General features: G+C 51.3%; 14 protein-coding genes. 8 read left to right on the top strand and 6 right to left on the bottom strand.

The genetic code is table 11. The annotated features are described in order from the left end of the window. Window positions 1-40: 40 nt before the first annotated feature. From purD to KIS30_01835, 3 genes are all read left to right on the top strand, one after another. On the top strand, window positions 41-1,387 hold the full coding sequence (purD, locus tag KIS30_01845; GenBank protein ID MBX8645488.1) for a phosphoribosylamine--glycine ligase: 1,347 nt from the start codon (window positions 41-43) through the stop codon (window positions 1,385-1,387). Beyond that, entirely contained in the window at window positions 1,326-2,003 is a 678-nt protein-coding gene (locus KIS30_01840; protein MBX8645487.1) for a haloacid dehalogenase, read from the top strand. Before purD ends, KIS30_01840 begins: the two co-directional genes overlap by 62 nt. Window positions 2,004-2,076: 73 nt before the next feature. Then, entirely contained in the window at window positions 2,077-3,861 is a 1,785-nt protein-coding gene (locus tag KIS30_01835; protein ID MBX8645486.1) for a PDZ domain-containing protein, read from the top strand. Between the two features lie 67 nt (window positions 3,862-3,928). On the opposite strand, the gene KIS30_01830 is transcribed toward KIS30_01835, so the two are convergent. After that, entirely contained in the window at window positions 3,929-4,393 is a 465-nt protein-coding gene (locus KIS30_01830) for a GNAT family acetyltransferase (protein MBX8645485.1), read from the bottom strand. Between the two features lie 112 nt (window positions 4,394-4,505). After that, window positions 4,506-5,264 carry a serine hydrolase gene (locus KIS30_01825; protein ID MBX8645484.1) on the bottom strand — a complete coding sequence of 253 codons (759 nt, stop codon included), beginning with the start codon at window positions 5,262-5,264 and terminating at the stop codon, window positions 4,506-4,508. 60 nt (window positions 5,265-5,324) lie between these two features. Here KIS30_01825 and KIS30_01820 point away from each other — a divergent pair, with 60 nt between their 5' ends. Beyond that, window positions 5,325-5,957: a class I SAM-dependent methyltransferase gene (locus KIS30_01820; protein ID MBX8645483.1), complete on the top strand. Its 633-nt coding sequence runs from the start codon at window positions 5,325-5,327 to the stop codon at window positions 5,955-5,957. Between the two features lie 143 nt (window positions 5,958-6,100). Beyond that, window positions 6,101-7,609 carry an RtcB family protein gene (locus KIS30_01815; GenBank protein MBX8645482.1) on the top strand — a complete coding sequence of 503 codons (1,509 nt, stop codon included), beginning with the start codon at window positions 6,101-6,103 and terminating at the stop codon, window positions 7,607-7,609. 31 nt (window positions 7,610-7,640) lie between these two features. On the opposite strand, the gene KIS30_01810 is transcribed toward KIS30_01815, so the two are convergent. Beyond that, entirely contained in the window at window positions 7,641-8,915 is a 1,275-nt protein-coding gene (locus tag KIS30_01810) for an HD domain-containing protein (GenBank protein ID MBX8645481.1), read from the bottom strand. Window positions 8,916-9,041: 126 nt separating this feature from the next. On the opposite strand from KIS30_01810, the gene KIS30_01805 reads away from it, so the two are divergent. Further along, window positions 9,042-9,764, top strand: coding sequence for an RAD55 family ATPase (locus KIS30_01805; protein MBX8645480.1), 723 nt, complete (start codon window positions 9,042-9,044; stop codon window positions 9,762-9,764). 2 nt (window positions 9,765-9,766) lie between these two features. On the opposite strand, the gene sepF is transcribed toward KIS30_01805, so the two are convergent. The 3 genes from sepF to KIS30_01790 all read right to left on the bottom strand — a co-directional run bounded on the left by sepF (window position 9,767) and on the right by KIS30_01790 (window position 11,626). After that, window positions 9,767-10,141, bottom strand: coding sequence for a cell division protein SepF (gene sepF, locus KIS30_01800; GenBank protein MBX8645479.1), 375 nt, complete (start codon window positions 10,139-10,141; stop codon window positions 9,767-9,769). Between the two features lie 242 nt (window positions 10,142-10,383). Beyond that, window positions 10,384-11,001, bottom strand: a complete 618-nt coding sequence (locus KIS30_01795; protein ID MBX8645478.1) for a hypothetical protein — start codon at window positions 10,999-11,001, stop codon at window positions 10,384-10,386. Window positions 11,002-11,110: 109 nt separating this feature from the next. Next, the gene (locus KIS30_01790) at window positions 11,111-11,626 is read right to left on the bottom strand and encodes an RNA-binding protein (protein MBX8645477.1); all 516 of its coding nucleotides are present in this window, start codon (window positions 11,624-11,626) and stop codon (window positions 11,111-11,113) included. A 112-nt stretch (window positions 11,627-11,738) separates the two neighbouring features. Between KIS30_01790 and KIS30_01785 the strand changes: the two genes are divergently transcribed. Together KIS30_01785 and KIS30_01780 are read left to right on the top strand one after the other, a co-directional pair. After that, window positions 11,739-12,653, top strand: a complete 915-nt coding sequence (locus KIS30_01785; GenBank protein ID MBX8645476.1) for a DUF973 family protein — start codon at window positions 11,739-11,741, stop codon at window positions 12,651-12,653. Window positions 12,654-13,179: 526 nt separating this feature from the next. Further along, window positions 13,180-13,386 (top strand): hypothetical protein (locus tag KIS30_01780; protein ID MBX8645475.1); only part of this gene is annotated, 207 nt, incomplete at its 3' end.

Below are 13,386 nucleotides of genomic sequence, written 5' to 3'. Positions count from 1 at the left end.
GTCATCACATCACGGCGACAATTTTTAAGGAGTGCGGACAATGACAAAACGCATTCAGATGAAAATTCTCGTAGTTGGTGGAGGCTGCAGGGAGCATGCACTTGTCAGCAGACTGAAGTTCGAGGGCAACTCAATAATCGCTGCGATGAAAAACAGGAATCCTGGGATAGAGGCACTTGCACAAGCGGTAATGCAGTGCGATGAAACTGATGCTCTCGCCATTTCGGCATTTGCCAGTAAGAACAATGCGGACTTTGCTGTGATAGGGCCCGAAAATCCGCTTGCCGCAGGAGTGGCCGATGTCCTTGCAGATGCGGCGGTCGCCTGTTTCGGACCCGTAAAGAGGGCTGCGGAAATCGAGTCGTCGAAATCATTCACGAGGGGACTGCTAAAAAGGCATGGAATACCCGGCAATCCCGTTTACGCATCGTTCGACAATATTGCGGAAGCGGTTGAGCACATAGAGAAGTGTGATTATCCGGTAGTTGTCAAACCGTCCGGTCTTACGGGTGGAAAGGGAGTGAAGGTCGTAGGCGATCAGCTCGCTGACAATCGTGAGGCATGCACATACGTGAAAGAGATATTCTCCTCCGCCGGGGGAAAAACGGAAGTAGTCGTTGAAGAGAAGCTCGTAGGTGAAGAGTTCAGCCTGCAGGCGATTTCAGACGGCACACGCCTCCTCCCCTTCCCGCTCGCACAGGATCACAAACGTGCGTTTGAGGGCGACAGGGGTCCAAATACAGGAGGCATGGGCTCATACACTCTGGCAGACGGACTCCTCCCCTTCGTCGAAGAACCGGACAGGGATTCCGCGCTGGACACGATGCAGCGTGTAATAGACGCCATGAAGAGCGAGGGAAGGGAATTCAGGGGACTCCTGTACGGCGGATTCATACTAACTGCGGAAGGCATCAGACTGCTTGAATTCAACGCCCGCTTCGCCGATCCCGAATCCATGAATGTTCTTGCCGTCACAAAAGGTGATCTGGGATCTGTGCTGCTTTCGGCTGCGGAGGGAAATCTCAGGAACGGCCTTTCATTCGAGCGTTCGAGCACCGTCTGCAGATACTACGTGCCGACAGGCTACGGCGAACGGCCTATGCCAAACGCTGAAATATTCATAGATGAGAAATGCATTGCGGGAAGCAATGCCACCCTGTATTACGGCTCGGTAAATGCGGGGGCCGGGAAGATTCTAACGACGACTTCACGGTCATTTGCATTGCTGGCAAAGGCAGATCAGCCGTGGCAGGCCGCATCGGCAATTGATGCAGCAGCAGTGTGTGTAAGGGGGAATCTCTATAGCAGGAGGGATATAGGCACGATTGAAGAGATTGAAAGGAAGAGCGCTTCCGGAAGGAAACTGCATTATCGTGGTGCTGCCTGAGGATGAAAAGATGACGGTTGAAAAACTTGACACGGTAATGTCGGAAGTGGAGCGGGAACTCGACGAAAGAGACGAGCTTCGCGAAATTGCACTGAAACGATGCAGAGAGATTGTGCGCCTATCGTCGGACCTCATTTACAGGATGCAGAAGGGGGCAGCATCCAGAGAGGTGGTGGACGGATTCAGGAATCTCAAATCTGTCGTGATGGAGCTGAATACACTCCTGACCGGCAACTATGAAGTCTATTACAGCGGTTTTGTGGAGGAGGCTCTTCAGGAATACGTCGAGGCAACGCTGCTGAGATGCGCGGTGAGCGGAAAGGATTTACCGACGCCTGCGCAGCTTAAGGTCGATGCTTCCACATATGTACTCGGATTGTCTGACCTGATAGGTGAATTCAGGAGGATTGCGCTCAACAGCATGATCGAAGGGAGAGTCGAGGAAGCGGCCCACTGGGTGAACGAAATGGAGCGTCTGTTTGTTGCGATCTCGAGGCTGCATTACCCGTCCAAGCTCGTGCAGATCAGAAAGAAACAGGACACCGCACGTGCGATGCTGGACAGGACGAGAGGGGAACTAGCCACGACGATGGCATCGCATGCGTTGAGAAAATGAGGCCCTTCCGACGGTCTGAACAGTAAAATCCTTTCACGCACGCAGCGATAAGAGAAGAGATTGTGTGATAACGATGGAAGAAAAGATAGAGTATACAGTTGATGCGAGAGACAACAGACTGAACTGCCTCAACGTTGAGATGTCTTTCAGGCCGCAGAAGGGCGTGGTGGACATATGCATGGCAGCATGGGCTCCTGGCTCTTACCGTATCGAGGATTTTGCCAGGCACATTGTGAACATATCGGCCGTCAACGCAGACGGCAGGGCAATGAAGATGGAGAAGAAGGACAAGAGCACATGGACATTCAGGGCGGACGGCCGGAAAGTTGTCGTGAGGTACAGGGTTCATGCACACATGATAACGGTGCACCAGAGTTTCGTCGACGACACTCACCTGACGCTCAACGGCGGAAGCTCGCTTCTTTACGCAAAGGGTTACGAACACCTTCAGGCGGTGCTCAGGATTATTCCCCTGGACGGGTGGAACAACGTTTCCACAGGACTCGGCAGAACCGAAGACAAATGGACGTTTACGGCCCCGGATTTTGACATACTCATTGATTCGCCGGTCGAAGCAGGCAACCATATTTCCACCCATTTCAAGGCAGCAGGAAAGGATCATGAGATAGCAATTTACGGCTCAGGCACCATTGATAAGGATACATTCACGTCCGACGTTGAAAAAATTGTACGTGCGGAAATAGACATTATGAAGGACGTGCCGTACGACAGATATCTCTTCATCTACGACCTGCTGCCTGGTGCCTCGGGAGGACTGGAACATCTAAACTCGACGCATTGCCTCGCCGATCCTTTTTCGTTCAGGATCAGGGAGGACTATCTGGCCAGACTGAGCACGATATCCCACGAGTTCTTCCACCTGTGGAACGTCAAGAGACTCAGACCGGTACCTCTTGGTCCGTTCGATTATACGAAGGAAGTATACACCGGGCTGCTGTGGTTTTCGGAAGGTTTCACTTCATACTACACATACATCGCATTGAGACGCGCCATGATCGTGACGCCGGGAGAACTGTTAAGGAGCTTTGCTAGAATGGCCGAATCATACATGAACACGCCCGGTCGGAATTACCAGAGCGCGGATGAGTCCAGTTTCGACACCTGGATAAAACTCTACAAACCGGATGAGAACTCTGTGAATTCGGGCATATCATACTATACGAAGGGGAGTCTCATAGGCATGCTCCTCGACCTGCACATCCTGGATGCCACCGACGGAAGGAAGAGACTCGACGACGTCATGCGCCTGCTCTACAACACCACCTACAGGAAAGGCAGGGGATTTACCGAAGAAGATTTTGTCGCGGCCTGCGGCAAGGTGCTCGGAAGCGATGCATCACAGCTCTGCAGGAGTCTTATCAGAGGCAGGGGCGATTTGCAATTCGGCAGATATCTCGCGCTGGCGGGCCTGGAAATGAAAAGGGAAAGCGAGCGCAAAGAGGGATGTGCCGGAATACTGATGTCCAGAAAGACGCCAGAGACTGTGGGCAGCGTACTGGAAGGCATGCCTGCCGCCGAAGCAGGCGTTTTTCCTGGAGACGAAATCATAGCGGTGAACGGCATGCGCGTTATGCCGCCCGATTTTGCCAGCAGAATAAGGGAACTCTCTCCTCGGGAAGACATAACGCTCACTGTTGCGAGACACGGTCAGCTCAAGAGCATTTCGCTCAGACTTGAAGAGAGGCCGGGCAAGCTGACATTTGTGCAGATGAAAAGAGCGAGTGCGAAACAGAAGCGGACTTATGAGAAATGGGCCTATGCCAGATGGAAGGACGGCGTGAGCTACGAAGGAGTGAATGACTCGAGCGAGTACAGAAAGCGTTTCGATATCATATGAAAGAATGCACCTGAAATGAGCGCGCCGGCGTGATCGGCGGCCGATACCTGATTGCTGCTCTGCCGTCCTACGGCGGATTGAGCCATTTGTCCATGAATATCAGGTCAAATCTGCTGTAGCCCAGGGCCTCATAGAACGCGCAAACACCCTCGTTGGATCGGAGGACATGCAGATTAACCTTCGAGCATCCCTTTGCCGACAGGCGTTTCTCCAGCTCCCTGACAAGAAGTCCTCCGATGCCGTGCGAGCGGTGTGACGGGTCTACGGCAAGATGATGTATCCATCCGCGCCGGCCATCAAAGCGGCCGAGGACAACGCCCACAACACTATCATGCGTTTCGGCCACAAGGAACAAATCCGGATCGCGTTGTCTTGTCCGTTCCAGTTCCTCAACCGTGTCCGAAGGGCCGACGTGGATTCCTGAGACAGTCCAGAGGCGTATCACACTTCTGAAATCTTCCGGCACATACTCCCTGATGCGAAGGGATTCGATTTCTGAATTCAATCCGCCTGCAGGTTCGTACGAGTCCATGGATCTTCAAAGCCAAGTAAACTATTTCACGGCAGCGATGGTCTCTGACATCCTGCGGTGGTTAAACTGGTGGGGCGCACCCTCCATCGTCCGTCAGATTATGTGCATCACGCTATCTAGAAATCGTGCGGTAGAAGAGTAGTGACAGCTTCGGTATGAACGTTCTTGCCACGGCCGCAGCGGCGTCACGGGTCATGAATCCAGCATAGGAAAAGCCTCCTGCGGCAGAGATGAATGCCACATCGCTGTACACGTTGCCCAGACTTCCGCTCTTCGATCCTGTCACGCCTTCCGGAAGCAGGAGGGCGATCCTGCTTCTGTCATGTTGAAATCTCATCATATTCAGAAAAGTGCGGCTCTTTGTGCTTGACTGATTCAGTGCATGCTGAGCAATTAGGTCGAAGACATCATCGAGAGTTGTTGTGTTCTCAAGCCCCGCTTCCCTTGCCTTGAAATCAAGCATGAATCTCCTGAGTCGGGTGCGCTTCCAACCTCTGGAGCGGATGTGTTCGTTGAGCCGCTGCATGCCGTATCGGCTTATCAGATAGTTTGTTGCAGCATTGTCGCTCACATCGATCATCAGCGAGAGAAGTGCCCGGACTGTCAGGGTGGAACCGGAAAAGAAATTCAGCATGCTGTCTTCCGTCATGGTAAGGGAAGACACCGGCACATGAACCCCGGGCCGCTTCTCATATTCCAGCGCGTAATCAAGAATGAATAGCTTGATTATGCTGGCGGAAGGGAACTCACTTCCGCTATTATGTCTGAAGGAAAAACCGGAAGACGGGTGCTCCATGAGCACCTGCAGTTCGCTTCCGTATCTTGAACATAAACTGCGCAGTTTTATCTCCAGTTTTGCGAAATCGGTCATGAGTACATGGATGACGGGCAATAGGATAAATATGTAGCACGGCGCAATATACCCTTGACAATGACAGCTGTCAATTACACTGCACATATTGCCAGACTCTTCGACACGGATATATCGCGCGTTCTCAAACTGTGTGAAGAGAGCCTTGCTGTACAGAAAATCGTTTCAGGGAAATTAAGAGGAAAGAATCTCTGGGCACTGACATATGATAAGAGGAAAGCACTGTACGCGATAACCCGGCTGCTGAGGCCATCCGTTGCGGTGGAAACCGGCGTGGGATCGGGCGTTTCGACGACATTCCTGTTGTCTGCGCTCAGATCCGGCATGCTTCATTCTATCGATCTCGGTGTGAAATACGGCGAGGAAAAGGAGGAGTATCCTGTAGGCTTTCTTGTGCCGGAAAGATTGAAGAAAAAGTGGCATTTACACAAAGGCGATGCCAGAGAGTTGCTCAAGCCATTGCTCAATGATCTGGGCGACATACAGCTTTTCTATCATGACAGCAGACACACGTTCAGCCATGTGAACTTCGAACTTGAGTGCGCCTGGGAACATATGGAGAGAGGCATTGTGCTGGTGGACAATTACGAATTCACACGCGCGCCAGAGAAATTTGCAGACAGGGTAGGCGCACCGATTGTGAGACTGAGCGGCAGGGCAGGCGGCTTCTGCGCAATACCAAAGGGATTCTGATGACGCGTTGCGTTTGATTTAAGGGAATAACTGCAAATCACCAGGTTTCGAGGACAGAGTTTCCGATTGTGAATTCGCTGTGAGCAAACGGAAACCATTGACTCCGTTTGCCGAGGAGATACGACGTGGCGTTAATTGCTCTCATGCCCGCAACTATTATAAGCACCGAGAAGTTGGAAAAACACGGGCTGAATACATTGGGCTGGAACGGCACATTAAACAAAATAGACGAGTTCAGGTACGAGATACCGGCATCCTACAAGCAGGGAATGAGAACGTCCGCGATCATTTATTCAGATGAAAAGATGATACAGTCGATAAAGCAGGATAACGCTCTTGAACAGGCCGCCAACATAACGATGATGCCCGGCATAGTGGGAAAGGCGCTGGCAATGCCGGACATACACTGGGGATATGGTTTCCCGATCGGCGGAGTGATTGCAGAATCGGAAGAGGATGGAGTCATATCTCCTGGTGGCCTCGGCTTCGATATCAACTGCGGAGTGAGAATGGTCAGGACAGCTTTGATGTACGCCGACGTAAAAGACAGGATTAAGGAACTGATGGATATGCTCTTTCGCCTTGTCCCCTGCGGTGTCGGTTCTGAAGGCAACGTCAACGCAAAAGGCAATGAAATTGACAGGGTCCTCGACAACGGGGCCAAATGGGCAGTGGAAAACGGCTACGGCTGGGAGGAGGATCTCGAAGTCACTGAGGAAAACGGACTTTACAGCAGCGCAGACTCTTCGAAGGTGAGCGTCAGGGCGAAGCAGAGAGGAAGAAAGCAGATCGGCACGCTGGGTTCCGGTAACCATTTTCTGGAAATCGACAGGGTGGAGAAGATCTTCGACAGGGAAGTAGCACACAAATTCGGCATCGAATCGGAGGATCAGATTGTCGTAACAGTGCACACAGGCTCAAGAGGGCTGGGTCATCAGGTTGCCACGGATTATCTGAAACTGATGGAAGAGAAGATTGCGGGTTACGGCTACAATCTGCCCGACAGGCAGCTCGCGTGCGCGCCAATTCATTCAAGGGAGGGAGAGGAATATTTTGCGGCCATGGCCGCGGCGGCAAACTTTGGCTGGGCCAACAGGCAGCTGATACTTCACCGCATCAGAGAGGCATTCAAGTCTGTTTTTTCCCGTTCGCCGGATGAGCTTGGAATGCACCTCGTGTACGACGTTGCGCATAACATAGCAAAGATTGAGGAGTATGTTGTCGAAGGCAGGAAGGTGCGTGCATATATACACAGGAAGGGAGCTACCAGAGCACTCCCCGCAGGGCATCCGCTTGTGCCCCGGAAATACTCCGCGGTCGGCCAGCCTGTGATCATTCCTGGTGACATGGGCACGGCCAGTTTCCTGCTCGTGGGTGCCGAGGGTTCCGTAAGGGAGAGTTTTGGTTCGACGTGCCACGGAGCCGGACGCATTCTTTCAAGGAGCGCTGCCACGAGAATGTACAATGAAGCGGAAGTGAGGCGCAAGATGTCCGACAGCGGCATATATCTGAAATCCGCAACCGTCGAGGGAATACTGGAGGAGGCGCCGGGAGCTTACAAGAATGTGGACGATGTCGTCAGGATAACCCAGGGTGCTGGACTGTCCAGGATGGTTGCCCGCGTCGTTCCCGTTGGCGTCATGAAAGGTTGAGAGCAGCATGCATTGGGTCAGAACGCAGCACTCAACCGAATATCGCATGCGAAGCTATCTTCGCAACCCTGCTCCTGATCCTGCCGTCGCAGACAACCATGAGTCCCCAGTCCTGGCTGGAATGCATCTGGACAGCACGCGCTATTGAACTCAGGGAGGTGAGCTTCCTCAGTCTGCCGTCATCATCGAGTATCGGCACCTCTGTCTTGCCCTTTCTGCCCCTGCCTGCCAGATATTCTATTGGAGCCGCGTCTATGATCACGCTTCCCTGATCGGCGCCTGCCGAGGCGGAGAGTTCGTCCTCTATCTTCGGGAGAGAGCCTCTCCGTGACAGGTCCATGATCCTCTTCCGCTGTTCACTGTTCATGCCATCGATGCTGAGCAGAAGAGAGGACTTGTAGAGTCTTCTGTATTTCAACCTGAGCGCGATTTCTCTCTGATAACCGCCGTGCACTTTGAGTCTTTCAGAAAGGGAGGCGTCAGTGTCCTTGAAGACGTCGACAAAGTGGTCACGATCGAGCATCGAAACCGCTTTGGTCAGCATCATCTCCGCTATTCTGACTGTCTTGTGGAAATAGACGGAGCTGTTCATTAGCACCCTTGAGACTGTGAGTCCCTCCACTGCAGACATGCCTCTCCTGCTGACTGCCATGGTGCCGTTCGAAATCACCGAAGTTTCGACTATCCTGTCGGCATCTATCCTCCCCTGAGCGACTCCGGTATAATGTGCATCACGCATCAGGTAGTCCAGCTGATCGACATCCACCGGACCGTGTATCAGTGATGTGAGATAAGCAGCCAGGCCGCCAACGCCCTCTTCCATCATGACGAGTTCCGCCACTTCACCGACATCCAGTCCCGATTTTTCGATACAGTCGACGATTCTTGGCTGATTGCGTAGAACTGTGGTTTCTCCCTCCGGAACGACGTCCACCAGCCCTCTTATAATCCTGGCTGTCAGCTCCATGTGATCTATGCCGAGTCTTCTCTTCAGAACGTCCTCAAAGGTGTGCGAGAAAGGCGGATGGCCGACATCATGGACGAGAGCAGCAACGCGCAGCATCTCGGCTTCATGCCCGGTGATACCAAGCGAGGAGCAGAATCTCCCGGCAAGATGGAACGCTCCGATCATGTGCTCCATTCTTGTGTGATTGGCCCCCGGGAAAACAAGGTTGGCGAGGCCGAGCTGATGAATCTGCCCCATTCTCTGCATTTCTGGTGTATCCAGCAAATCGCCGTAAAGGCCGTCCAGCCTTATGCTTCCATGAACGCCGTCATGCACGACGATGTGGTCTCTCCGGCCCATGATGATGAAGTAAAGAGTAATGCAATATTTGAGGACATTCAGGCCGCTGATGAAGAGTGAGTGAGAAAAGACGAGAATCGTGTCATCAGTTTTAAATCAAAACAGGTGAAGTAAACGGCGGTTTAATTGGAAACAAAGACAGCGGCTACAGACAGAGTTAAGACATTCATAGAGGGTTTTGACGGCAGGATCGACGGCGGGATAAGGAAGGGACACATCGTTCTTATCTTCGGTTCGCCGGGCACGATGAAGTCCTCGGTATCCATGAATCTCCTGTGGAACAATTCGAGAAAAATGGGAATGAAATGTCTGTACATATCGCTCGAGGAGACGAAGCAGAGTCTGATGGAATCCATGAAATCACTGGGTTTCTGGCCTGTAGACGATTCCTCCCTCACCATATCTGATATAGCAACACTCAGGCTGGAACATGAAGATGCGGACAGCGGAAGGGACTGGTTCAAGATACTTGAGGAATACATCAAAAAGAGGATCGAGGCCGCAGGTGTGGACATTGTGGTGCTCGATTCAATAAATGCGGTCTTCTCACTCAACCACGTTGAAAATCCCAGGCAGGAGCTCTTTCATTTCTTCGGTTTCCTGAGGAAGATGGGAATAACCTCATTCATAATATCCGAACTTCAGCCTGGAAGCGAAGAGATATCCGCATACGGGGAGGATTTTCTCGCGGACGGAACTATTGCGCTGCGGTTTCACCAGGTGGGAGAGGCAGACTATCAGCTGAGAATAAGGTGTCTGAAGCTCAGGCATTCCAAGGTAGAACACGGTTATCTTACGCTGATCTTCAAGGATGGTGCGTTTTCAGCAACTCCGCCAATATCGGAATGATATCAGAAGCCGCCTTTGATCTTGTTCCTGTCTACCTTAACGCCGCCGGGCGTGACTATGAAATAATTCTTTCCCAGGCCAGCCACGTCGCCGCCTACGTCCCTGGCAATGAGCTTCAAATCATTCGTTATGCGTTTCATCGCAAGCTGATCGCCGGAGAGAGCGGTGTAATCGAGAACGAGTATGTGCCCGTTGAAGACATGTGCCGTCAGTTTGCTCAGATCCTCATAACGGTATATCTCTGCAACTTTGACCAGTGTCTTGGCGCCAACCTGGTTTTCAGTCTCAAAATTCATCTGAGTAAGATCTATGAATTCTGTTGTTTCCACCGGAGACATGTCACCTTTTCCAAATTCCCTTTTCTTGAGAATTGCCATCCTATCCCTTAATAGCACATATCTGAATTCGTTATTTAGATGTTGTGGACGATGAATGTGAGCCGGTACCCCAGGCCGATGTCCAGTGCATTATGTGATTCATCCGGATGCAACACGGAACAATTGGTTGAGGAGTCGTAAAACAGCAACACTTCAAAAGATCCGAGACAATTCTGCTGGAAAATGCGTATATTGTCGTTAGCCGGGACCCTGGCCCAAATGCCTATGCATGGCGAAGAAGACTACTTCCTGATGTCGATGCCGATGAGAATATACGCAATACCGAATATGATGTTCACTACGCCCTTCAGTATTGAGACGACTTGTCCGAACCCGCCTATGTGGTAAAACTGGAGAACATCCGCGACTGGCATTACGAATATTGATATGAACAGTCCGCCCAGCAGTCCGAGCCAGAGTAGTGATTTGTGTTCGCTGGACGAGAGACCGTGTATGAATATGAAATACGAAACATACAGAAGCGTGCCTATGACCATGAGTGCAGCCATGCCGGTGACAAACTGCACTGTCGGCGCAGTGACTGCATGCCCGGAATACATCAGAGCAAGGTAAGGAGAAAACGACCTAACGGATACGCCGGATATGACGGACAACAGCGTGGCCACCAGGTACACGACTATGCCGAACGTAAGGAAGCGCTTCTCCACCTCCCGTAACCTGCCGTATTCCAGCAGAATGAACACTATTCCAATGAGGGTCAGAATGACACCGAGAAGTGAAGAGCCTCCGATCAGCAGTATGCCTTCGAACGCCGCGATGAGAAAAGTGACGCCGATGAGAACAAGGCCCAGCCCAACGATGTTGTAATCCGCACTAGTCCTTGCGTTACTGATGTTCAATCACCCAATCCCCGTCTTGCTACATACCACCAGTATATAAGCGCATCAACAAAGTGCATAAAAACAGGTGTTTTAACCGCATATATTGGTATTGAAGAGCGACTCTGATTCATATATGCTTCAGAGAATCATTGAATTTCCATAGCTTGTCGCCAACATGAAAGAGGGATTCGGCACACTTTCCTTTCTCCTTCCTGCCGAACGTACCGCCGTCAACGATGCTCCTGCCAATGGCAAGCGGCCTGCTGTACTTCTCCTCTCTGATCCACACAATCTGGCCCTTACGTACAGTTTCATCTCCGCCGACGACGCCCGGGCCCATTATGTCGGCGCCATTCACGACAAATCTGACAGCCCCTGAATCAACTGTGATGTATCGCCTTGAAGCGCCATACTTAAGCAATCCAGTAAGCGACAGGAACGGTATGCCCTCTATCTCCAGTGCTAGAATCTCGTCGTTTAGAATATAGACATTCTGCTCAAGACCGTAAACTTCGGCTGTTTCCACAGGATCTGAAGGGGAGAACGATGTGGTGCCCAGCTCCTCATTGAGAGTTGCAGTAAGGTTCAGAAGTTCCTTCTGTCTCAATCTGTGCCGATGTCTTATTCTGAGTTCATCTGTCATCGGTCCATGCATCTCATATTCTGTACTTAACTCATGCATCGACCTGGAAAAACAGTCAGGGAGAGAACACGTCGGCGTATGATTTATAGAAGCGGTCAATAATGGATAATACATGCCAGCTCAAAGATCCGCTAAATGTGCTGAATGCGGGACGGAAAACGAGAATGGCGCAGTATACTGCAAAAACTGTGGACATAAGCTGGCAGCCTCCCAGAGAACATGCAGAGTTTGTGGAGCGGTTGTTCCGCAGTATGCGGTTGCAATGTGCCCGGAATGCAGTGCGATCCTGAATCCGGTGACCATCCAGACGGAGTCAAAGAGCGCAGAGTCGGCACCGGCAAGTCACATGAAGTACGATACAGGCGGGACTCGGTACGCGGTACCTGCGCAATACAGCATGACTGAAAACGCGCAAAACGATGCTAATGTGTTCGGCAGACTCAGGCTGTTCGGTATACTGGGCATTACAGAAGCCGTCCTCAGTTTCTTTGTCCTGCTATCCGGTAACCTTATGATGCTGTTTGCAGCAGGAAGCGCTGGTATTCATGCAGCAGGCAGAGCGCTGCTAATTGATGTTACTTTCATGATTGTGGAGCTGGCAATCGTTGTCTATTCCATATTCGTAATCAGATCTGTCTTCAGGATCCTCTCGCAGACAGACATAAGGTTCCATACGCCGGCCAGCCTCGTTACCGTGCTGATCATAGGCCTTGTCATCATCTTCCCCGCCATCATAATCATAATTGCTGCAGGAAGCACCGTTTCCACTATCGCGCTCTCCACCGGACTGCTGCTGGCCATAGGATTCATGACCATAGTCGCACTTATACTGCTGTTGCTGGGCATAATCGGACTGCTCATTGGTTTGTGGAGGATTGGCACGAAATACAATGACAGTATGTACAAGATTGCAGCGCTATTCTATCTCATCCCGTTTCTTGGCATAGTATCCTCCATACTGATCTATGCGACTTCCTCCTCAGCCCTTAAACACGAACGTAACAGGCAGCGCCAGCCGGAGACGTAACATTACCTTCTGCTCTTGGTGCCGGCACATCTTTGCTGATTTTGAAAGTATGAAGCCTGCACCTGACCATCTGTTCCACATGGCGATCTTCCTGAACGGCAGGAAGATTGTGAAGCCAGGCTGGACATTTATCCATTCAAACAGATAACATTTCGGCTTATCGCACGGTTCTTGTATGCTATAGCCTCCTGCAATTGCATAGTGATGCATACGCTCACCCTGGCTGACGAGCCTGACCCTGTTCCAGGAACTGGAAACACAGGTATAGATGTAACTTTATCAGAGAAAGTGGCGGAGTTCTTCTCCCGTGATTACTGCACCAGCCGAAAGCTGATATGGCATGGGAGCTTTCCTCTCTTCCACATGAGCCATGCTGTTCTGTATGTTATGCCTTTTCCTTGCGCGCCCATTCAGATAACTTCATTTAACCATGAATGACTATTATAGCTCTTTGGAATGATCTTGCCTTATAATCTATTCTCTTTAATAATTAAATAGAAATAGACGATAGTGCATACACTGTCTGATGACTGCGAGGAACAGGGAGAGCAAAAAGAAAAAGGACATTTCAGAGAGGGAGTGGAAGAGGAGGAAGGGATATGAACTCCTTCGTGCGGGTGTGAGAAAAGCCGATATAGCGCGTACTCTCGATGTGGACTGGAAAACAGTCAAGAGGTGGGAAAGAAGGAGGGAGGGTGGCGGTGCCGATTCATGGAAGGATGTGAAGCAACCA

Source organism: Candidatus Sysuiplasma acidicola (assembly GCA_019721035.1).
Lineage (GTDB): Archaea > Thermoplasmatota > Thermoplasmata > Sysuiplasmatales > Sysuiplasmataceae > Sysuiplasma > Sysuiplasma acidicola.
Note: the sequence above shows the minus strand (reverse complement) of the source record. Positions and strands in the feature narration are given on the sequence as shown.

Bases quoted from the DNA above. Each gene is read 5' to 3' on its own strand.
- purD (MBX8645488.1), top strand. From the start codon at position 41: ATGACAAAACGCATTCAGATGAAAATTCTCGTAGTTGGTGGAGGCTGC.
- KIS30_01835 (MBX8645486.1), top strand. From the start codon at position 2,077: ATGGAAGAAAAGATAGAGTATACAGTTGATGCGAGAGACAACAGACTG.
- KIS30_01830 (MBX8645485.1), bottom strand. From the start codon at position 4,393: ATGGACTCGTACGAACCTGCAGGCGGATTGAATTCAGAAATCGAATCC.
- KIS30_01825 (MBX8645484.1), bottom strand. From the start codon at position 5,264: ATGACCGATTTCGCAAAACTGGAGATAAAACTGCGCAGTTTATGTTCA.
- KIS30_01820 (MBX8645483.1), top strand. From the start codon at position 5,325: ATGACAGCTGTCAATTACACTGCACATATTGCCAGACTCTTCGACACG.
- KIS30_01815 (MBX8645482.1), top strand. From the start codon at position 6,101: ATGCCCGCAACTATTATAAGCACCGAGAAGTTGGAAAAACACGGGCTG.
- KIS30_01810 (MBX8645481.1), bottom strand. From the start codon at position 8,915: ATGGGCCGGAGAGACCACATCGTCGTGCATGACGGCGTTCATGGAAGC.
- sepF (MBX8645479.1), bottom strand. From the start codon at position 10,141: ATGGCAATTCTCAAGAAAAGGGAATTTGGAAAAGGTGACATGTCTCCG.
- KIS30_01790 (MBX8645477.1), bottom strand. From the start codon at position 11,626: ATGACAGATGAACTCAGAATAAGACATCGGCACAGATTGAGACAGAAG.
- KIS30_01785 (MBX8645476.1), top strand. From the start codon at position 11,739: ATGCCAGCTCAAAGATCCGCTAAATGTGCTGAATGCGGGACGGAAAAC.